Genomic DNA, 19,893 nt, shown 5'->3' with positions numbered 1-19,893 from the left:
CATATGTTTATTATTATTTTCCGAAGTAAGTGCCAAACTAGGAAGAGACGAATGACCGGAGGTGCCTTATGTCCCTATTAACCATTACCGCTTACTTCATTATACCCATATATACCATTCTGTTTGCCTGGGGAACCGACTGGTTCACATTGAATTTTTCCGTATTAGGAAATTTATCCTCCAGAAAAAATCTGTTTCTCCTATGGGGTATCATCATAGGAACATACTTTTATTACATTTTAAAGCGGATCATAAACGGACTTCCCCGAAACAGAAAAGAAACCGTAATGAGCATCACTTCCCTTTTGCTTCTGGTTCTGGCAGTCATCACGCCTTATCTGCCGGACTCACAGCCTCTTCATGCGGTCTTCCATGTTATTTTATCCTTTTTAGCATCTATTTCTCTTCTTATCTGCCTTTATATGGTCGTCTGGAAGCTTTACTGCATGAATCAGGAGGTTTACCGGCCCTATCTGCATTGCTTAATGGTGATTACGGTATTGTCCGCCTTTTTATTTTTCCTGACTGGAATCGTAAGTACCGTGCTGGAAATATTTTTCATCCTCTCCTGTACCTTTCTGCTCCAAAGGCTTTACCGCAGGGTCCAGGTCCCCAAAAACAGGTGGAGATACGATCGGCTATGATAAAATATGATAAAAAAGGAAAGTGCCCGGAAGAAAGAGATTTTCTTACGGGCACTTCCACTTTTCTGGTGCCATGCCAGCGATGTTTAAAAATAACTGAATGAATTATAAAACGAAACCCCTGCTTTGTCAACAAAAAATATCCTCTGCCCATGAAACCGATGATGGTTAAGGCCGGATCACCAGACGGGCTCCTGCCATTTTTTCCGCAATTTCATACATATTGGTTACTGAGCCAACCTTCAGCTTGTCTGATAATTCATAAAAATTCAAGCAGGTTCCGCAGGTAAGGATTTCCACTCCCTGTGCTTCTAAGTTCTTTAAATCCTCCAGGGACTGGGAGCCTTCTACGGATAACCTGGCTCCTCCATTGTAGAGCAGTACTGTTTCAGGGAGTTCTTCCAGCTGGGTAAGGGCATAAACAAATCCCTTCATCAGAATCCGCCCAAGTTCTTCATTGCCTCCTCCCATCTGATCCGATGAAAGCACCGCTACAAGACCTTTTTTTCTGGCATCGGGAAGGCATTCTTCCTCTTTTACAGTTTCTTCTGTATTGCCTGATTCTCTGTTTACGTGGAACAGGATCTCAAATTCCCCTTCCGCTTTTTTCTCTGAAACCGGAGAAACGCCCTCATAATTCCCCAGCTTCATTACATTCTGAACTGCGATTTCATTGTCCACAAGAACTTTTAACAACCCTTTTTCCATACCCTTTAATGCCTCTTTTGCCTTAATAACCGGCTGTGGGCATGTCAAACCTCTGGCATCAACAATTTTCTCCATATCAACGTTCTCCTTTGCTTCTATTTTCTCTTTCCAGCTCTTCCATTACAATAATCATGGACCTTAAAAGCCGTCTGTTATTATTTGACAGCGTTGCCGCCTTCTGCACCATCTCAATGATTTCATAATCATTCTGGCCAGATTCCCCGTCATCTGCCTCTTCCTCCAACAGGGAAAAGAAATCCGACATTTTAAGCCCGAACGCCCTGCAGATCCTGCCGAGTTTCGGCAGGCTGATATTGGCTCTTCTTCCAAATAAACTGGACAATGTGGACTGAGCGATCCCGCTTTCTTTTGATAACCTGTACATAGACCACTCTTTGCTTCTGTTGATTTCCTCGATTTTCTTAAGTACCGCCTCGTTGTCCATACAGCTATCCCTCACTTCCATAGATACAATTATAGTAGTATATAGAATGCAGCTTTGATAGATTGCAATACTCGCTGTATATGCTTCTATTATTTGTAGTGTCTATGATCTGCAAGGTTTCAAATTCACATATTCCTTATGAATCTTAAAGCCGGGACCAGTCCTTATAAGGACCGCCCCGGCTTTTCCTCTGTTTATTCTTCGTCTTCGTCTACCAGCTCATCATATTCCGCTTCGTCCAGTAATTCGTCAAAGGCTTCCGCAACGATCTCATATTCGTCGTCATCTTCGATATTTTCAAGATTCGGCTGCCCATCCTCCTTCTCAGAATAACGGTACAGATAAACTTCTCCCTCTTCCGCCTCAGGGCCATTCATAGGCAGCAGTGCAATATAATCTCTTTCGCCTGCTGTGAAAATGGTAAGTACTACGCATTCCAGTTCTGATCCATCATCCAGGGTCAGTGTAACTGTCATTTCCTCCTGCGGTTCCATATCATCCCGCTCTAAATTAGGATCCTGTGCCATTCTGATACCTCTCTTTTTTCTTAATCTAGTTGTACGGCGCATCTGTCGCCTGTTTCCACTCTATCAAACTATCCGGCAAAAATCAAGGGATTTTACCTTTAAAATTCAATTCCCTGCCTTGCTGAAATGCCCCTGTCGTATGGATGCTTCACCTTTCTGATTTCCGACACATAATCCGCCATTTCTACAAGCTTTTCTGAGGGTTCTCTTCCTGTGAGAACCACTTCAAGCCCCTCAGGACGTGCAGAAAGAAACTCCAGAACCTTACTTTCCTCTACAAGGCCAAAATTGCATACAGCCATGATTTCATCAAGGACAAGCAGGTCATAATTCTCCTTCACCGCCTTGTTTAAGGTCATTTCCAATAGCTGGGAATAGTAGATCCCCGCTTCCTTTTTCTGTTCAGGGGACATCCTGGAAAAAAAGCCAAAGCTTCGCTCACAGGGCGTTACCGTAATACGGTCAAGCCTGCATAATGCATTAACTTCACCGGAATGATCGGTTTTTAAGAAACGGGTAATGAGCACCCGTTTCCCGCTGCCGCAGGCACGCACAGCCAGTCCTATGGCAGCCGTGGTTTTTCCCTTTCCATCTCCACAGTATATGTGTACACAGGATTTCATATTTCTTTCTCCTCTACTTATTATAGCCCCGGTCATTCCCGTTCCAGATATTCCCGGACAAAGCGGGAAACGTCCTGCTTTTTGCTGTATCTCTCCCGCACATAATTGACGTGAAGCCGTTCCTTAGACCTTGTCATGGCTACATAGAACATCCGCCGCTCCTCTTCCAAATCCGCAGGGAGCACTGCCTTCTGATGAGGCGTCACGCCTTCATTGGCGTCCAGTATGTAGACGATCCGGTATTCCAGGCCCTTGGAGCTGTGCATGGTCATAAGGGCGACTCCCTGGGGATTTCCTTCCCTTAACTGGGCCTGAGTTTTTAATTCCTCTCCATATTCCTTCATATGACGGAACCATTCCGCTGCAGTGGGATAACCGGCTGCACTCTCCTGAAGCTGGTCCAACACCTCCAAAAGCTCCTCCGGCTTCATCCTCCGGTACTGGGCGTATTCCCGAATATAATCGTCATATCCCACCGCTTTCCGGATATAGTTTACAGCAGCCACAGGCGCCATATTCCTTATCATCTTTAAATCGTATTCCAGCTGCTCGATCCGTTCCACCATCCAGGCCCTGTCCTGATAAAAGGATTTTACCGATTCCCAGTTTACCGGATTATTTTCCACCGCATCCCGGCTGATATAGCGATTCGGCCGGTTGACGATCTGGAGCACATTGGCCCTGGACAAATCTCCGGACGCTGCCTGGATATAGGAAATTATGTTTTTTGCAATCCAATGATCGTATAGGTTGGGAACGGTATCCTTCATGGAGAAGGGGATGTTATATTCCATGAACTTTTCGATCAAGAGCCTGGGGCCCAGATTCGTCCGGTAAAGGACCGCAATCTCCTGCCAGGCAAACCCGGCTTTTGCATAAGCCATGATTTCCTGGACAATCTCTAAGGTTTCCTCCTGAGGATCCTGCCATACTCTTGTGACAACCGGCTTTCCATGTCCTTTTTTTGTAACGATCTTTTTGGGAAAACGCATCTCATTGTGAGCGATCAGCTTTCCTGCAGCCTCCACGATTTCTCTGGTGCTTCGGAAATTGATATTTAAAAGGACCTTTTTTGCTCCCTGATAATCCTTTTCAAAGCCCAGCATGATTTCCGGTTTTGCTCCCCGGAAACGATAGATGGACTGGTCATCATCCCCTACGATAAACAGGTTGTTTTCCGGCGCGGCCAGCATCCGGACAATTTCGTACTGCACCCGGTTAATATCCTGAAACTCATCCACCAGGATATACTGGTACTTTTTCTGCCATGCTTCCAGGATGTCCTTCCTCTGGACAAATAATTCATAACACATCACCATCATATCGTCAAAATCGATGAGATTGGCCTTACGGAGCCGGTCCTCATACGTAAGATAAAGCTGTTTGAATATTTCCTCAGAGCAGTTTTTGGAATAGTAGTGATCCAAGTCAATCATCTCTCCTTTTACAGAGCTGATTTCCGACAGGATGGAAGTCACGAATTCCGCCTCATCCTCCACCTCTACCTGGTTCTTATCCATGGCTTCCTTTATGTACTGGATCTTCTGCTCCTCCCTTACAATGCTTCTGGCATCGTACCGGTAGGCAAACTTTAAGATCCGGAAAAATATGGCATGAAAGGTTCCAAAGCTGATTGCAGACGGTCTGCCATCCACAAGGCTTTCAAAACGTTCCTTCATCTCCCTGGCAGCTGCTTTTGTAAAGGTGATGACCAGGATATTTGACGGATCCACACCGTATGTCTCAATTAAATGGCATATCCGGTGGGTGATGGTAAAGGTCTTTCCTGAACCTGGCCCGGCAAGTACCAGCATGGGACCTTTGTGGTGAAGGACCGCCTCCTTCTGGGCTCCCTCATATGTGACCTGTTCCTTCATGTTTTCCTCCGTTTTGGGAATCATGCCTTACGCAGGATTCCAGTCATCCGTTTGGCGGGCAGTCCCGTCAAGTCAAAACAAAAGCGGAGGCCCGGTCACATCCGGAGCCTCCGCTTCTGCAATTATCATTTAACACGCTCCATTGCTTAAAAGCTGGATTCCCTTTCTTATTCTCATAAGGGTCTCCTCTTTTCCAAGGATCTCCATAATCTCGGTAGCGCCTGCGGGTGTCATCTGCTTTCCTGAAACCGCGGTGCGGATGGGCCACATAACAAAACCGGTTTTATACCCTTTTTCGGAAACATACTTTGAAAGCGTTTCATACAGCGCATCATTGCTGTATTCCTCCTGAGCTTCCAGGATTGGAAGCACATCCTGCAATAAGTCAAGGGAGGTTTCGCTGCTTGTCTTCATCTTTTTATTGGTGTACATGGCAGTATCGTATTCCGGCAAAGTCTCAAAGAAATCAATATGGTCTGCAATATCCGGAAAAACCTCAATTCTTGTTTTAACCATGGCTGCGATCTTCTTTAAGTCCATATCCTTCTTAATAACAGCCTTCAGATAAGGCTCCGCCAGCTGGTAGAACCGTTCAAAGTCCATGGATTTCATATATTCACTGTTCATCCACCGCAGCTTGGTCATATCGAAAACTGCCGGGGATTTGCTGATATTGTGGAAGTCAAATTCCTTAATCAAATCATCCAGGGAGAAAATCTCCTGATTGCCCACCGGGGACCAGCCCAGAAGAGCAACGTAATTCACAACAGCCTCAGAAATGAAGCCCTGCATGATCAGATCCTCATAAGAGGAATGGCCGCTTCTTTTACTCAGCTTCTTATGTTCTTCGTTGGTAATCAGCGGACAGTGCACATATACCGGAACGTCCCATCCAAATGCGGCATAAAGACGGTTATACTTTGGTGAAGAGGACAGATATTCGTTCCCTCTCACTACATGGGTAATTCCCATGAGATGATCATCTACCACGTTTGCAAAATTATACGTTGGATATCCGTCGGATTTGATGAGTACCATATCATCTAACTCTGAGTTGTCCACGGAAATGTCTCCGTATATCTCATCATGGAAGGAAGTCGTTCCATCCGTAGGATTGTTCTGGCGGATGACATAAGGCATACCTGCCGCCAGATTGGCTTCTGCCTCTTCTTTGGAAAGATGGAGGCAGTGCTTGTCATAAGTCATGATCTCCTGGCCATCCACGGTCTTTTTAAGGGAATCCAGCCTCTCCTGAGTACAGAAGCAGTAATAAGCTTCCCCTTTTTCTACCAGCTTTTTCGCATATTCTAAATAAATACCGGAAGCCTGGCGCTCACTCTGTACATAGGGGCCTACGCCGCCATCCTTGTCCGGACCTTCGTCATGGATAAGCCCGGTCTCTTCTAAGGTTCTATAAATGATCTCGACAGCACCTTCCACATAACGTTCCTGATCCGTATCTTCAATGCGGAGAAGGAAATCGCCGCCCTCATGTTTAGCAATCAGATAAGCATACAATGCAGTTCTTAAATTTCCTACGTGCATACGGCCAGTAGGACTCGGTGCGTATCTTGTTCTTATTTTACTCATTGTGAACACACTCCTATATCTTCTTTCTCGTTTGGGCCGGTTAAAGGAAGTCTCGCCAAAGCCACGTAGTCCATTATATAACGAACCACTGGAAAAAACAATGATTTGGCGGAAATTTCCAAAGCAATTATAATCCCATCAGCCGGAAATATATGATCAGGCTGACCGGATCCATATGAAACACCTTGGCTGCAATGCTTCTCTCTTATTCCATACCCGGCCCTACTGCCTGTGCACCGGAATCAGGGCCTCCCGGACCAAAGCCGGGAGCATAATCCTCGTCGGAATCAGTATCCCCCGGAAATACCGGCGGAATCGTTTCTTTCGGCCTGGTGACTCCCGGACCGATCTCCTGGGGCTTCCCGGAAGAGTCCTCCTGCTTTGGTAAGTATGCAGCGTGGTTTGCCGCCTCATCAAGCTGAGCCTTTAACCCATCATAATATTCGGTGCCGGCCAGCTGGTCTAAAAGTCCGTAGGCAGTACTTATGGTTTGCTCTGTAGAGCTGTCCCTGTGACTTAGTGCAGATAACTCCCCGATCAGGGACTGAAGGGAAGAAACTGTCTGCTCCACCGCCTGCCTGGCTTGCTGGGAAGCCTCTAATTCTCTCTGGGCCTGGGCCTCCTGCTTTTTACGCTCTTCCACTTCCTTCCACTTACTTCCATTGGCTTTGGCTGCTGATTCTGCAACAGAAGAAAACAGATCCTTCCTTCCTGTTTCAGCGTCGGTTTTTTCCCCTGTGGAATCCACATTCTTAAGGGAAACGGTTGCCGGCATATCCCAATCCAGAACCGGAAGCCCATCGTTTATCTTAGCCATAAATTCCTGCCAGATCTTTCCCGAATAGGTTTTACCGTAAACTCCGGGCATGGCCTTCGGAGTGTCATATCCGACCCAGACAGCTGTTGTGTAATGCTTTGTATACCCGCAAAACCAGGTGTCCTTATTGCTGTTAGTGGTTCCGGTCTTTCCAGCGGCCGGAACTCCAAGCCCCAGGCCATTACCTGTTCCGTAGGGTTTATCCAGCGTACCCTTTAACACATCGGTGATCATGTAAGCGGTATCTTCCGTGAATATTCTTTCATCCGCCTGGTTTCCATTATATATCTCACCGTCATACTGGCTTTCCAAGCTGACGATACATGTTTTATTGCTGTACAGCCCTTTGTTCGCCAAAACGGAGTATCCCCTTGCCATATCCACCACTCTGGCACCTTCCGTAAATCCTCCGATGCTCATACTGCTGTTTCCGTTATCCAGATAGCTGATTCCTGCAAAATGCATCTTTCCCAGATAACCGATGCCTTTGTCAACACCGATATCTCCAAGCACCTGCCAGGCCACCGTATTAAGACTTCGGTTCAATGCCTCTCTCACGGAAACATTGCCATAATAGTTTCCGCCGCTGTTTTTGGGCCCTTTATCAAACAGATGGTCATTCACCAGCCTGGAGGGATAATAATATCCGGTTTCAAAGGCAGGAGCATAATCGATCAGCGGTTTTATGGTAGATCCTGGCTGACGCTTGCTTAAGAATCCCCGGTTGTACTCATCATCCGTACCCCGGCCGCCCACAATAGCCACCACATATCCGGTCTGGTTGTCAATGCATACTGCCGCCCCCTGTAAGGCGAATTTCCCGTTCTCCTGCAGATCCTTAAAACCTTTCAGCCGGTTGTCTATAATCTCCTGCAGGGAGTTCTGGATAGGCGTCTCCAGGCTGGTATGTATTTCAAAGCCTCCGTTTCGGATCATATCGCTCTTTGCCTGATAAAGTTCCTGGTACTGTTCTCTATAAGAATCGAAAGAGGCCTGGTTATTAAATACATACTGAAAAACAAAATCTTCGTTCTTCATTAATTCCAAAGCAGCGCAGTGTATGGCATAGCTTGTCAGATAATTTTCCTTTGTTCCCGGCTCATAGATCTTAGCAACTGTCAAAGGCTGAGCCTTGGCGTTTTCCTTTTCCTCTTCCGTAATAAACTTACAGAGAGCCATATTATCAATGATCTGATTCCTCTTCCACGTTGAAGTTTCCGGATGAGCCACCGGATCATACCTTGACGGATTATTGCTGATGCCCGCTAAGGTAGCTGCCTCCCACACGGTTAAATCCTTTGCTTCCTTATCAAAATAATAGCGGCTGGCCTCAGATACGCCATAACACCGGTTGGCAAAGAAATTGGTGTTGCAGTAAAACTCCAGGATGTCCGACTTGGAATACTTATCCTCCATTCGGGGCGCCGCGAAAAATTCGGTCAGCTTTCTCTGGATCGTCCTCTCCTGGGTCAGATAGGTATTCTTAATCACCTGCTGGGTGATGGTGCTTCCTCCCTGGGTAGCCGTTCCTTTGTTTTTTAAGTATACGACACCTGCACGCAATAACCCCTTGTAGTCGATGCCATGATGCTTATAAAACCTTCTGTCCTCCTGGGCTACATAGGCATTCTGAAGGTTCTTGCTGATTCCTGAAATCGGGACATACTCATAGTGACCGGAATTGATGGTTCCGATCAAAGTTCCGGCAGAATCATATATTCTCGTATCCGTTGGCTGGGAAAAATCAGTCTTGACCGTCTTGCTTATAATGGCGTCCGCTTTTTCTTTGCAGGCCATAATCTCATTCTGATATTTTAAGAATACAATGCCGCCGGCAAGGCATCCCAAAACCATAATTCCCAGAAATACGAAAAGTATGACTTTAATGGGCCGAAAGAATATGGACCAGGGATTTTTTCGTTTCTTTTTATGTTTCGCCATATTAATGTGCCTCCTTTTCATCAATATCTGTACGCTGTTTATAAGCTTAATGCTGAAAGATATCTTTCTTTCAACCTCTGTATATGACAAAAACGGGAAGCCTCTTTATTAAGACTTCCCGTTTGTTTTCAGAGCTGATGACGGGACTCGGACCCGTGACCTCCTCACTACCAATGAGGTGCGCTACCACCTGTGCCACATCAGCATCTTTTTACGTTCATCGCTGAACCTCGTATATCATAGCATGGAGAAATCTGTTTGTCAACGATTATTTTAATTTTTTACTAAAATACATAAATTAGCAAAATCTTCAGATTTTTACCATAAAATCCAGTCTTATGTCAAGATCCATAAACCAGGAAGAGAGCAGAAAACCGGCTTCCTGTTCCCTGTTCTCTTCCGCCATTTTTTATAATATGCCTTCAAAACTTTCCCGAAGAGTATCACACGAATTATGAAACTGTTTCATCTCTTCATCCGTTAATGACAGGGAAATAATCCTCTGAATCCCGTTTTTATTGATGATACAGGGAACTCCTGCGTATACCTCAGACTGCCCGTATTCTCCCCTCAGCATAGCAGATACTGTAAAAACGCTGTTTTCATCCCCCAGGATAGCCCTGGTGATTCTGGTGAGTGCCATGCCGATCCCATAATAAGTGGCCTGCTTGGCCTCAATGATCCGGTAAGCTGCTCCCCGGACCTCGTCTTCGATCCGTTCCAGTTCCCTCTTACATACCATGCCCTCTTCTTCGCAAAGAGATAGGATGGGCTTAGTGGCGATCATTGCCTGGCTCCAGGGCACAAACTCACTGTCTCCGTGTTCTCCCATGACATAGGCATGGACATTTCTTGGATCCACCCGCAAGGAATCTCCTAACAGGTACCGGAGCCTGGCCGTATCCAGAGTCGTGCCGCTTCCAAGCACCCGCTTGGGATTAAAGCCTGACAACGAATAGGTAATTCTCGTCATAATATCCACCGGATTGGTCGCCACCAGGAAAACCCCGTTAAAGCCTGATTCCGTTACCGGCTGCACAATGGACTGGAATACGGCCGCATTGCGCTTTAGCAAATCAAGCCTTGTTTCCCCGGACTTCTGGGCTACTCCTGCGCAGATCACAACAATGTCTGCATCCGAGCAGTCTTTGTATTCTCCTGCATAAATCTTCATATGAGATGCAGAAAAAGCAAGTCCATGGTTTAAATCCATTGCCTCGCCCTCCGCTCTTTTCCGGTTGACGTCGATCAAAACAAGTTCATCGCAAACTCCCTGGTTCAAAAGGGAATAGGCATAACTCATTCCGACCATGCCTGTACCGACTAATACAATCTTTCTTTTATCTGTTCTCAAAATACGGCCACTCTCCTCTCATTGTTAAAGATAGTGTATCTGCCTGAAATGCAATCTATGCACTCTTACAGTCCCCGATCGATTTTTTTTGCCATCAATTCGCTGTTTCCGCTGTAAATGATTGCGTTTTCCCTGGTGATCTTTCCTTCTTTATATAAATTTAAAAGACTGGTATCCATGGAGATCATCCCTTCTCCCTGGCCGGTGGCGATCACAGAATCGATCTGATGGGTTTTGGACTCGCGGATCATATTGCGGATGGCATTATTGAAAAACATGATTTCAAACGCCGGATAGACACTTCCATCCACAGCAGGGATCAGCTGCTGGGAGACCACGGCCTGAACTACCATGGAAAGCTGCATCCGGATCTGCTGCTGCTGGTTTGGAGGGAAGTTATCGATGATGCGGTCTATGGTATTGGCCGCTCCCACCGTATGAAGGGTTGAAATCACCAGATGACCGGTTTCCGCTGCTGTCATGGCGATCCGTATGGTTTCATAATCTCTCATCTCACCCACAAGGATCACATCCGGAGCCTGGCGCAGAGCCGCCCGAAGGCCGGTCACATAGCTGTCCGTGTCTGTGGTTACCTCCCTCTGAGTCACCACGCTCTTCTTATGGCGGTGCAGATATTCAAGCGGGTCTTCCAGGGTGATCACATGGGAGTTGCGGGTATTATTGATCTTGTCAATGATACAGGCCAGGGTGGTAGTCTTGCCGCTTCCCGCCGGCCCTGTGACCAGGACAAATCCCTTTGTCATCCTGGCAACATCCATAACAACCTCAGGAATATGAAGCGTTCTGTAATCAGGCAGTTCAAAGGTCACCACCCGGATCACCGCTGCAAGGGAACCTCTCTGACGGAATATGCTGGAGCGAAACCTGGAAACCCCGGGAAGGGCAAAGGAAAAATCATCATCCCCATGCTCCCTTACCTTCTCCATGGTTCTGTTTCCCGCTAGCTCATACAATTCCGTGATTAATACCTCCATTTGAGCCGAGGATAGCTTTTCTTCATTCTGATTTATGATCCTGCTTCCTATTTTATATGAAAACGGCATGCCTGGCACCAGAAAAATATCCGATGCTTTCTGCGCCACAGCAGCACTTAACAAATCTTTTACTTTCATCTCCCAGTCTCCTGTTTCTTAAGTCTCCCCGCCTGTCCACACCGGCATGGAATGATCAATTTCATAATCCTCTGTCTGAATTACCTTCCACTTTGATATCTGGATATCTTCTTCCCCTTCCGGAGGGAAAACCAGTTCTATAGAAAGGGCCTGGGACCGTTCCATGGGGATATTTACAGTCACGGTTCCCTTATCCGGCTCATAGGCATCACCAAACTCCCGGGAGAAAAGCCGTTTCCGTTCCAGGGGATCCTGGCTCTTTTCCCGGACTTTCGCCGCCGTATTTAAAACCATCTGATAAAAGACCTCTCCCTCTCCGTCAGCCCGGTAGTACTCCGTCACAGCAGAAGCATTGCGTTCTGCCAGATTCCGCTCACTTTTGGCGGTACTAAGGGAAAGCATCCCAAAGGTCATCAGGCACATGACAATAAATATGAGTATAAGGGAAGGGCTGCCTATATTGGCCTTGTATCCATTCTCCTGTTTTGCCATGGTTCCACCTCCGTCATTGTTGCGTCTCATGTCTGGTCACCGTAAGGGTAAAAATCTGTTTCCCGTTTTTGCTTACGGTCACTTCCGCATGTCCCGGTCCGGCAAGGTCTGTTCTTACATCAAAAACAGCCTTCTCTTTTTCACAAGGATTGCCGGACTTATCAAAGCCCATAGCATAGCCGTCAGAGCCGTCCTCCTGCGAATAAGCCAGCAGCCTTTTTTCAAGGCCCTCCGGGCCCTCCGCTTTCCAGACCTCTGCTACGCTTTGGGCGATCAGCACGCCCTGATTTAAATCCGCTGCCTCCCGGCTCATGAAATCCGCTTTTACAAATGTTTTTATGCAGATGCCTGCACAAAGGATAAAGAAAAAAACAACGGCGATCATCTCCATCATAAATACGCCTGAGGGGTGTTTTCTATTCATCATCTGCCCCTCCGCTTCTTAGGGAAAGCCAGAGGCTGTCTCCGCCTTCCATCTCCGTTTTTATATGTAAAAGCCTGCCATCCAATTCCATGAAAACCGGGCTGCATTCCAGAATCTCATTCCCGTCTCCTACTCCCAGGCCGCTTTCTTCGTCTGTAAATAGCTCCCACAGCCTGCCATCCTGATAATAAATAAGGGTCACATAAACCGAATCCTGAATCTCCTGTTCCAGCTTAAGGACAGGGGTTCCTGCCATTTCCGTCAAAGTAACCCTGCCGGCTTCATCTCCCTGTCTCACTTTATTGGCTATGTAACTTAAGGCTACATCCTTTTGGTAGGTATTCTCTGCTCTGGCATTGATATTCTCATAGACTTTGCCTCCGATGAGCACCGAGAATAAAGCACAGAGCACAAATACAAGAAACAGCAGTATGGTAAACAGAGCATTGGCCATCTGGCCTCTCTGGTATTCTTTTCCGCTCACTTGCCCACCTCCCGGCTATCGTTCATGGGGATTGACCGTAATATCCGGCATAAAGTTCGAAGCAAAACCGCTATAAAACACATCATACCGGTTTCTGTCAATCTGTATTCCATAATTTTCTTCCAGATATTCCACGGTTGGCGGATATCTTCCCTCAATGGCATAGCACTGCACCGAAGCCCTGCGTATGGCATCCCGAAGGGTATCAGCTCCCTTTGCATCGGCTTTCCTCGAGAACATGAGAACTCCCGAGACAAAAAGGGCAACCGCACAGGCAAAAGCCAGCAAAGAGAACAACTGACCTATGACCTCTCTGGGAGATTGTTTCCATTTTATCATCAAGACGCCCCCTATCCGATCGCTGACAAGACGCTGACAAGAGGAAGCATGACAGATAAAAGCACCAGCCCCACTGCAACGGCAAGCAATGCTACCACCGTAGGTTCAAACCGGCTGACCATATGTTCCATAGCCGTATCCGCTTCGTCTTCATAGCTTCTGGAGATTTCCTCCATGACCCGGTCCAGCTGTCCGCTTCTGGTACCTACTTTTATCATCTGCGCATAGAAGCCGTTAAACAGCCCGGTATTCTTCATGGCGGTATAATAATCTGTTCCAGCCTCAAGCTCTTTTGCACACTGTCTGATCTTTTCTTCCACTGTCTGATTCTCAACCAGCTGTTCTGCCAGCTCCATCCCCTTTTCCAGCTCTAATCCGCTGTGCAGAGTCAGTGCCAGGACCGCAGTAAAACGCCGGTTGGATACTGCAAGAGCCATGCGGCTTCTTTTTTTTATCCACTGGATCAGCCGTTCCGCAATCAGAAGCTTTTTCCCTTTCCTGCCAAGAAGCCATACCAGGGAAGCTGCAAGGGCCAGAAGGATCCCAAGAACCAGGGCGGCTGCACAGAATACGCCTCCAAGCCTTGTTGCAGCAAGAGAAACCGGCGACATCTCTGCCCCCAGCTGTTGGTATACATGTTCAAATATGGGCATAACCCTGGTGAATAAAACCAGAAGAACCACCAGAAGCATGAAAATCATGATGATTGGGTAAGTAACTGCATTCCTGATGTTTTTTATAAGGATATGCTCTTTTTCATAATATCCGGCCAGGGACTCCATGATCTGGTCCAGAGTTCCTGTCTCCTCCCCCAGCTTTGCCATCCGGATCACATAGGCTGGATAAATGCCTGTATTCTCCAGTACTTTTGAGAAAGGAACCCCCAGCTCAGCCTCTTCTGCCATTTGCTTAAGAATTTGTTTCTCTTCCTCCCATACAGTATCCTCCGCCATAACAGACAATCCCTCATCAAGAGGGATTGCAGCATGGAGAAGAATTGATATTTGAAGGCAGAAAGCGGAAAGTTCCCTTGCGGAATATCGCTTTTTCGCTTTCATTTTCATCTGTCGTATCTCCTTTAAATGAAGTTCTTTAGTATGTATATTTCGCCTTATAATTGGAGCTGTTTGTAATATATTGCTGTATGGACGGATCACTGCCTCCGGAGGATGCAAACGTAGGGTCCATAAGCTTCCAGTCATATCCGTCAAAATAGATGATATTATCCACCCAGCCCTGGCCTTCAATATAGACATTGACCCAGGCATGATACAGGCTGCCAGTATAACCCACCACAAGCTTTGTGGGGATATTCTGGGAACGCAGCATGGCAGTCATAACTGCCGCGTAGTCAAAACAGATTCCCTTTTTCTGAGACAGCACCTGATCCACAACAGGCAGATAGCCGGCCTGAACAGAGCTTGCCAGCGCCGTATCATAGGTAAAATTCTTTACCACATAATTATAAACATTGGTGACAACGCCAATGGCATCAGGTGCAGAAGCTGCAAGCTCCTCCCCCTTTTTCACCACCGCACTTCCGGCGGAAAAATTCACATATTGATTGGGGTAAAGAAACGGCTCAAACTGGTCTGTAAGTGTCACATTGATATCACTGCTGGATTTTATGGCGTACTGGTTCCCCTGTACCTGCTCCAAAACCCGGACCGTATATTTTCCGTTTCCTTCTGTTAGAGGAAATACCTCATAGGCAGATCTGGCATTCAGATCATAGGAATAGGTCTCTCCTCCGCTTTTTATTACCTGGACTTTTATCTTGGATGAATTTCCGCTATACTGGACCATCACATAGCCATGACTGGCGTTGGACGCATCTACCAGAGCCGTACCGTTTCCATAGGTAACTGTTCCCGGAGCCTGAGGGATTCTCACATTGCTCCCGGAAGGCTTTGAATAAAGAGGAACCGCTCCATCCCCAATGCTTACTACAGTCTTCCACTCAATGCTTTCTTCTGTGGTGTCCGCCACAGCAGTATTACCGGCTGAAGCAAAGCCGCTGAAAGTAAACAGGATCGCTGCGCAGGCAGCCGCCATAGCCGTACCATTCTTTTTAATGATCATCGATCATCACTCCTCATCTATTATCCCAAACGTTGTCTTACGATCTCATAAGCTAGCACACCTGCTGCTACAGAAGCATTCAGAGAATCAATATTCCCCTTCATGGGTATGGATGCCACCATGTCACAGGTTTCTTTGACCAGTTTTCCCACGCCGCTTCCTTCGCTGCCGATCACAAGGCCGATCGGCCCCTTTAAGTCAAGCCGGTACATCAGTTCTCCATCCATATCGGCACAGACAAACCACATTCCCTTTTTCTTTAATTCTTCCATAGTAGCTGTGAGATTGGTAACCTTAGCCACAGGCGTATAATTAAGCGCCCCTGCCGAGGTCTTTGCAACCGTTGCCGTAAGGCCAACGGCCCGGCGCTTGGGGATGATAACCCCATGGGCCCCTGCTAAATTTGCCGTACGGATGATCGCTCCCAGATTGTGAGGGTCTTCAATTCCGTCTAACAGAAAGAGGAAGGGAGGTTCTCCCTTTTCTTCCGCTGCCTTTAGTATATCTTCCACCTCTGCGTATTCATAAGCCGCAGCATGGGCGATTACGCCCTGGTGATGCCCTTCCTCGGACATCTGGTCCAGGCGCTCTCTTTCTACAAAATTAATGATGGTATCTTTCTTTTTCGCTTCCCTGATAATGGACTGGATGGGGCCATCCTGGACTCCCTTTTGTACATACAGCTTATCAATGGTTTTTCCGGAGCGGAATGCTTCTAATACCGCATTCCTACCCTCTATGGTAAATTCCTCTATCATTCCAGTTCTCCTATTCGTTCAAGTCCTCGGCCTACCAGGGTGACCAGACGGTCTAAATTGCCGGTTAAATACAGATATCCGCACAGGGCCTCAAATCCGGTTGCCGTCCTGTAATCGGCAACGGTTGCGTGTTTCGCGGTTGTCACAGCCTTGGCATTGCGTCCCCGTTTGTATGTTGCCACCTCTTCCGGAGTTAAGTCCTCATCTTCAAGAAGCCGGCGGATGATATCTGCCTGCGCTCCTGCGTTCACCAGCCTTGCACTCTTCTTATGCATATTATTCACCTGAGTGCTTCCATGGTTCATCACCTTTGTCCGTACGATCAGTTCATAAACTGCATCTCCGATATATGCCAATGCCAGCGGGGAATAGGTTATCACATCTACTTCCTTTAGTTTTAACGTATCCTTAAAAAAATCAGAAAACGCTTCCAGTGATGTTATATTCTCTTCCATTTCACACCTTCCCTGGTGTCCTCCAGAACAATACCCTTTTCTAAAAGCTTTCCGCGGATCTCATCGGCAAGGGCAAAATTCTTGTCTTTTCTGGCCTGCTGCCTGCCTGCGATCATGGCTTCAATTTCATCATCCAGGATCTCTTCTTCCTTTTCCGTAATGATTCCAAGAACATCGCACAGCCTTACAATGGTTTCCTTTAAATAAGTCACATATTCTTTCGAGCTGTTTTCATCTGTGGTGGAATTGCTTAATTTTACCAGCTCAAAAATAGCAGATATGGCATCTGCCGTATTAAAGTCGTCATCCATGGCTGCCTCATATTTGGAAACCAGCTCCTGTACGGCATTTTTATCCTCATGATCAAGAACCTTTTCTGTCTTTGCAGAAGCTTCCAGATCCTTTAATTTACCAACTGCTGTTAAAATTCTCTCTAATCCGTTCTTTGATGACTCCATCAATTCGGCGCTGAAATTAATAGGGCTTCTGTAATGAGCGCTCAGCATGAAAAAGCGCAGCACCTGTAAATCGTATTTTTCACTGATTTCCCTGACAGTGAAAAAATTGCCCAGAGACTTGGACATCTTTTTATTGTCAATATTTAAGAAACCATTGTGCATCCAGTATCTAGCGAATTCTTTTCCATTGGCTGCCTCACTCTGGGCGATCTCGTTCTCATGATGGGGAAAGATCAAGTCTTCTCCACCTGCATGGATATCGATCTGATCTCCAAGATATTTCCTGGACATGACAGAGCACTCAATATGCCAGCCAGGCCGTCCTTCGCACCATGGGGATTCCCAGAAAGGTTCTCCTTCCTTTTTCGGCTTCCAAAGCACGAAATCGGTGGGATCCTCTTTTCCGTCTTCACCGGTCACCTTGATCTCACGGAAACCGGACTGCAGATCATCCAGATTCTTATGGGACAGCTTTCCGTATTCTTCAAAGGAACTGGTACGGAAATAAACCGTTCCGTCTTTCGCCGCATAGGCATGACCGGAGGCAACCAGCTTTTGGATCATTTCCAGCATACCGCATATTTCCTCTGTCGCCAGCGGGCTTCTGGTTGCCGGCTTTACATTCAGCCCTTCCATATCCTTTTTGCATTCTTCAATATAACGCTTGGAAATGGTGTCTGCATCTACACCCTCTTCAATGGCTTTTTTAATGATCTTATCATCTATATCGGTATAGTTTGAAACAAAGTTTACCTCATAACCCTTATATTCAAAATATCTCCTAACCGTATCAAATACGATGATGGGTCTTGCATTTCCAATGTGAATGTAATTGTAAACGGTTGGTCCGCACACATACATCCGAACCTTTCCAGGCTCCAGGGAAACGAATTCTTCCTTTTGTCTGGATAATGTATTATATATTTTCATAGTCTTTTCCTTTCCTTTTTATTGCCAACGCCTTTTGGGCATATAGGGATACCCTCAGGGTGTTTCTTCCCGTAATCCTCTTCTTATCTCCCGCAGCCTCCGCAGCAGCCCTTACAATCAGCAGACATGATCCTGTCATCATAACAGTAATCGTCCATGGAGGTTAACAGGGCTATGGCCTGTGAGGATATCCCCTCTCCCATTCCGGTAAAGCCAAGTCCTTCCTCTGTAGTAGCTTTTACATTGACCTTTCCTTTGGTCAGCTTCAAAGCTTCCCCAATGTTTTCTGCCATGGAGCGCCGATAGGGAAGAAGCTTTGGATTTTGAGCAATGACAGTTGCGTCAATGTTCTCGATCACATATCCCTGCTCCTCCAAAAGCATGCCTACGTGCTTTAAAAGTTCAATGCTGGATACTCCTTTATACTTTGGGTCCGTATCCGGGAAATGTTCTCCGATATCTCCCAGAGCTGCCGCTCCTAAAAGAGCATCTATAACTGCATGGACCAGCACATCTGCATCTGAATGGCCCAAAAGTCCCTTTTCATAAGGAATCTTTACGCCGCCCAGGATCAAATCTTTTCCTTCCGCTAATTTATGCACATCATATCCCTGTCCAATTCTCATAATTCTTCCTTTCCTCTTTCTTGCCCATGCTTTTTGGGCATAGTGGTATACCCGCAGGGTGTTTCCTCTTTCTTGCCCACGTTCTTTGAGCATAGTGGTATACCCGTAGGGTGTTTCCTCTTTCTTGCCCACGTTCTTTGGGCATAGTGGTATACCCGTAGGGTGTTTCTTCTATAATATATATATTTCTATACAATCATACGCAGCTTTTTGCTAATACATCGAAGCTGCACATCGTTTTGGCAAAAACAGCTTTCTCCATCTACATGGACTGCCATTGGACGGTCCATATGAATCATAACTTCCTCACAAGTATAAAATCTGATGCCCATGTGTAAGGACTTTCTTCCCATAAGGGATCGGATCAGCACAGGGATCAGTTTCCTTTTTTTCCGGTTATTCATGACACAGACTGACAACTGTCCGTCTTCAAAATTTGCATCCGGTGCAAATTTAAATCCGCCGCCCTCATAAGGGTGGATGTGTACGGATATAAAATAAGCATGGCTAAACTCAACTTTCTGGACCCCGTTTAAGAGAATATACCCTTTTGAGGGCTTGGCAAGGATCAGCTGCTTGATCCCTGCAAGAAGATAGATAAGTTTCCCGATGCAAAGCTTATGGAGCAATCCCTTTGACTTTGAATAAAGGATGTTATGGCAAACAGCCGCATCCATCCCAATTCCGGCACTGACCATAAAGCGGCGGTGGGATATCTCTCCATCTCCATAGGACAGAACACCGTAATCCATGAGCTTATAGTATTTTGGATGCAGTATTTTTTTTAAGCACCGGACCGGATTCTTTGGCAGCTTTAAGCTTCTTGCCAGATCATTACCAGATCCGGCGGGAATATACCCAAAAGTAACAGAGCCGCAAAAGGAAAGCCCATCCAGGATTTCATTTACAGTTCCGTCTCCGCCTACCCCTATGATAACGCTTGATTCCCTGCAGCCTTCCGTCAGTTCTCTGGCAAATCTCCTGGCATCTCCTGGCTTCTCCGTAAGAAATGCTGAATATTCCACATGACCGGCTTTTAACACACTTTCCAATTTCTTCCAAACGTTTCTTCCCCGTCCGCAGCGTGAATTCGGGTTTACAATAAAATAGTACATGGAATCCCTCCACTTTTTACTATTTGTTAGTATAACATAAAACCGGAGAAATGAATATAAAAATTATGGAA

21 protein-coding genes and 1 tRNA gene are annotated in these 19,893 nt (G+C 46.4%); 1 reads left to right on the top strand and 21 read right to left on the bottom strand.

Going from position 1 to position 19,893, the window contains the following annotated elements; genetic code table 11:
- Positions 1-68 precede the first annotated feature (68 nt).
- Positions 69-644: a hypothetical protein gene (locus tag RT269_RS05370; RefSeq protein ID WP_313181052.1), complete on the top strand. Its 576-nt coding sequence runs from the start codon at positions 69-71 to the stop codon at positions 642-644.
- 168 nt (positions 645-812) lie between these two features.
- Here RT269_RS05370 and yedF read toward each other — a convergent pair whose 3' ends face one another.
- The 21 genes from yedF to RT269_RS05265 form a co-directional block, all read right to left on the bottom strand.
- On the bottom strand, positions 813-1,427 hold the full coding sequence (gene yedF / locus RT269_RS05365) for a sulfurtransferase-like selenium metabolism protein YedF (protein WP_313181051.1): 615 nt from the start codon (positions 1,425-1,427) through the stop codon (positions 813-815).
- A gap of 1 nt (position 1,428) precedes the next feature.
- Positions 1,429-1,797, bottom strand: a complete 369-nt coding sequence (locus RT269_RS05360; RefSeq protein WP_313181049.1) for a helix-turn-helix domain-containing protein — start codon at positions 1,795-1,797, stop codon at positions 1,429-1,431.
- A gap of 194 nt (positions 1,798-1,991) precedes the next feature.
- Positions 1,992-2,324 carry a DUF1292 domain-containing protein gene (locus RT269_RS05355; RefSeq protein WP_313181047.1) on the bottom strand — a complete coding sequence of 111 codons (333 nt, stop codon included), beginning with the start codon at positions 2,322-2,324 and terminating at the stop codon, positions 1,992-1,994.
- Positions 2,325-2,422: 98 nt separating this feature from the next.
- Positions 2,423-2,947, bottom strand: coding sequence for a cob(I)yrinic acid a,c-diamide adenosyltransferase (locus RT269_RS05350; protein ID WP_313181045.1), 525 nt, complete (start codon positions 2,945-2,947; stop codon positions 2,423-2,425).
- 32 nt (positions 2,948-2,979) lie between these two features.
- Complete coding sequence (locus RT269_RS05345) at positions 2,980-4,824, bottom strand: ATP-dependent helicase (protein ID WP_313181044.1); 1,845 nt, start codon at positions 4,822-4,824, stop codon at positions 2,980-2,982.
- 129 nt (positions 4,825-4,953) lie between these two features.
- Positions 4,954-6,414 carry a glutamate--tRNA ligase gene (gene gltX / locus RT269_RS05340; protein ID WP_313181042.1) on the bottom strand — a complete coding sequence of 487 codons (1,461 nt, stop codon included), beginning with the start codon at positions 6,412-6,414 and terminating at the stop codon, positions 4,954-4,956.
- A 205-nt stretch (positions 6,415-6,619) separates the two neighbouring features.
- Positions 6,620-9,172: a transglycosylase domain-containing protein gene (locus tag RT269_RS05335; protein ID WP_313181040.1), complete on the bottom strand. Its 2,553-nt coding sequence runs from the start codon at positions 9,170-9,172 to the stop codon at positions 6,620-6,622.
- Positions 9,173-9,304: 132 nt separating this feature from the next.
- Positions 9,305-9,377: transfer RNA gene (locus RT269_RS05330), tRNA-Thr, on the bottom strand.
- Between the two features lie 204 nt (positions 9,378-9,581).
- A complete protein-coding gene (locus tag RT269_RS05325) occupies positions 9,582-10,526 on the bottom strand; it encodes an L-lactate dehydrogenase (RefSeq protein ID WP_313181038.1) in 945 nt (314 codons plus the stop codon).
- A 65-nt stretch (positions 10,527-10,591) separates the two neighbouring features.
- A complete protein-coding gene (locus tag RT269_RS05320; RefSeq protein WP_312426743.1) occupies positions 10,592-11,659 on the bottom strand; it encodes a type IV pilus twitching motility protein PilT in 1,068 nt (355 codons plus the stop codon).
- Positions 11,660-11,677: 18 nt separating this feature from the next.
- Positions 11,678-12,151: a short-chain dehydrogenase gene (locus RT269_RS05315; protein WP_313181037.1), complete on the bottom strand. Its 474-nt coding sequence runs from the start codon at positions 12,149-12,151 to the stop codon at positions 11,678-11,680.
- 13 nt (positions 12,152-12,164) lie between these two features.
- Positions 12,165-12,578 (bottom strand): hypothetical protein, encoded by a 414-nt coding sequence (locus RT269_RS05310; protein WP_331664079.1) that lies wholly within the window; start codon positions 12,576-12,578, stop codon positions 12,165-12,167.
- On the bottom strand, positions 12,568-13,059 hold the full coding sequence (locus RT269_RS05305; protein ID WP_313181036.1) for a DUF4860 domain-containing protein: 492 nt from the start codon (positions 13,057-13,059) through the stop codon (positions 12,568-12,570). The genes RT269_RS05310 and RT269_RS05305 overlap by 11 nt, the downstream gene beginning before the upstream one ends.
- Positions 13,060-13,074: 15 nt before the next feature.
- On the bottom strand, positions 13,075-13,398 hold the full coding sequence (locus tag RT269_RS05300) for a hypothetical protein (RefSeq protein WP_313181035.1): 324 nt from the start codon (positions 13,396-13,398) through the stop codon (positions 13,075-13,077).
- An 11-nt stretch (positions 13,399-13,409) separates the two neighbouring features.
- The gene (locus RT269_RS05295) at positions 13,410-14,462 is read right to left on the bottom strand and encodes a type II secretion system F family protein (RefSeq protein WP_313181034.1); all 1,053 of its coding nucleotides are present in this window, start codon (positions 14,460-14,462) and stop codon (positions 13,410-13,412) included.
- A 28-nt stretch (positions 14,463-14,490) separates the two neighbouring features.
- On the bottom strand, positions 14,491-15,474 hold the full coding sequence (locus tag RT269_RS05290) for a transglutaminase-like domain-containing protein (RefSeq protein ID WP_313181077.1): 984 nt from the start codon (positions 15,472-15,474) through the stop codon (positions 14,491-14,493).
- 26 nt (positions 15,475-15,500) lie between these two features.
- On the bottom strand, positions 15,501-16,238 hold the full coding sequence (rlmB, locus tag RT269_RS05285) for a 23S rRNA (guanosine(2251)-2'-O)-methyltransferase RlmB (protein WP_313181032.1): 738 nt from the start codon (positions 16,236-16,238) through the stop codon (positions 15,501-15,503).
- Entirely contained in the window at positions 16,235-16,693 is a 459-nt protein-coding gene (locus tag RT269_RS05280) for a Mini-ribonuclease 3 (protein ID WP_313181030.1), read from the bottom strand. Before RT269_RS05280 ends, rlmB begins: the two co-directional genes overlap by 4 nt.
- Positions 16,678-18,081: a cysteine--tRNA ligase gene (gene cysS / locus RT269_RS05275; RefSeq protein ID WP_313181028.1), complete on the bottom strand. Its 1,404-nt coding sequence runs from the start codon at positions 18,079-18,081 to the stop codon at positions 16,678-16,680. Before cysS ends, RT269_RS05280 begins: the two co-directional genes overlap by 16 nt.
- An 83-nt stretch (positions 18,082-18,164) precedes the next feature.
- A complete protein-coding gene (ispF, locus tag RT269_RS05270) occupies positions 18,165-18,707 on the bottom strand; it encodes a 2-C-methyl-D-erythritol 2,4-cyclodiphosphate synthase (RefSeq protein ID WP_313181026.1) in 543 nt (180 codons plus the stop codon).
- A gap of 188 nt (positions 18,708-18,895) precedes the next feature.
- The gene (locus RT269_RS05265) at positions 18,896-19,822 is read right to left on the bottom strand and encodes a diacylglycerol/lipid kinase family protein (protein WP_313181025.1); all 927 of its coding nucleotides are present in this window, start codon (positions 19,820-19,822) and stop codon (positions 18,896-18,898) included.
- Between the last annotated feature and the right edge of the window lie 71 nt (positions 19,823-19,893).

Origin of the sequence: Lacrimispora sp., from assembly GCF_032078915.1 — a bacterium.
GTDB lineage: Bacteria > Bacillota > Clostridia > Lachnospirales > Lachnospiraceae > Lacrimispora.
The sequence above is the reverse complement of the archived record's forward strand: the minus strand, read 5'-3'. Positions and strand labels throughout refer to the sequence as shown.

Bases quoted from the DNA above. Each gene is read 5' to 3' on its own strand.
- RT269_RS05370 (WP_313181052.1), top strand. From the start codon at position 69: ATGTCCCTATTAACCATTACCGCTTACTTCATTATACCCATATATACC.
- yedF (WP_313181051.1), bottom strand. From the start codon at position 1,427: ATGGAGAAAATTGTTGATGCCAGAGGTTTGACATGCCCACAGCCGGTT.
- RT269_RS05360 (WP_313181049.1), bottom strand. From the start codon at position 1,797: ATGGACAACGAGGCGGTACTTAAGAAAATCGAGGAAATCAACAGAAGC.
- RT269_RS05355 (WP_313181047.1), bottom strand. From the start codon at position 2,324: ATGGCACAGGATCCTAATTTAGAGCGGGATGATATGGAACCGCAGGAG.
- RT269_RS05350 (WP_313181045.1), bottom strand. From the start codon at position 2,947: ATGAAATCCTGTGTACACATATACTGTGGAGATGGAAAGGGAAAAACC.
- RT269_RS05345 (WP_313181044.1), bottom strand. From the start codon at position 4,824: ATGAAGGAACAGGTCACATATGAGGGAGCCCAGAAGGAGGCGGTCCTT.
- gltX (WP_313181042.1), bottom strand. From the start codon at position 6,414: ATGAGTAAAATAAGAACAAGATACGCACCGAGTCCTACTGGCCGTATG.
- RT269_RS05335 (WP_313181040.1), bottom strand. From the start codon at position 9,172: ATGGCGAAACATAAAAAGAAACGAAAAAATCCCTGGTCCATATTCTTT.
- RT269_RS05320 (WP_312426743.1), bottom strand. From the start codon at position 11,659: ATGAAAGTAAAAGATTTGTTAAGTGCTGCTGTGGCGCAGAAAGCATCG.
- RT269_RS05315 (WP_313181037.1), bottom strand. From the start codon at position 12,151: ATGGCAAAACAGGAGAATGGATACAAGGCCAATATAGGCAGCCCTTCC.
- RT269_RS05310 (WP_331664079.1), bottom strand. From the start codon at position 12,578: ATGATGAATAGAAAACACCCCTCAGGCGTATTTATGATGGAGATGATC.
- RT269_RS05300 (WP_313181035.1), bottom strand. From the start codon at position 13,398: ATGATAAAATGGAAACAATCTCCCAGAGAGGTCATAGGTCAGTTGTTC.
- RT269_RS05295 (WP_313181034.1), bottom strand. From the start codon at position 14,462: ATGAAAATGAAAGCGAAAAAGCGATATTCCGCAAGGGAACTTTCCGCT.
- rlmB (WP_313181032.1), bottom strand. From the start codon at position 16,238: ATGATAGAGGAATTTACCATAGAGGGTAGGAATGCGGTATTAGAAGCA.
- RT269_RS05280 (WP_313181030.1), bottom strand. From the start codon at position 16,693: ATGGAAGAGAATATAACATCACTGGAAGCGTTTTCTGATTTTTTTAAG.
- cysS (WP_313181028.1), bottom strand. From the start codon at position 18,081: ATGAAAATATATAATACATTATCCAGACAAAAGGAAGAATTCGTTTCC.
- ispF (WP_313181026.1), bottom strand. From the start codon at position 18,707: ATGAGAATTGGACAGGGATATGATGTGCATAAATTAGCGGAAGGAAAA.
- RT269_RS05265 (WP_313181025.1), bottom strand. From the start codon at position 19,822: ATGTACTATTTTATTGTAAACCCGAATTCACGCTGCGGACGGGGAAGA.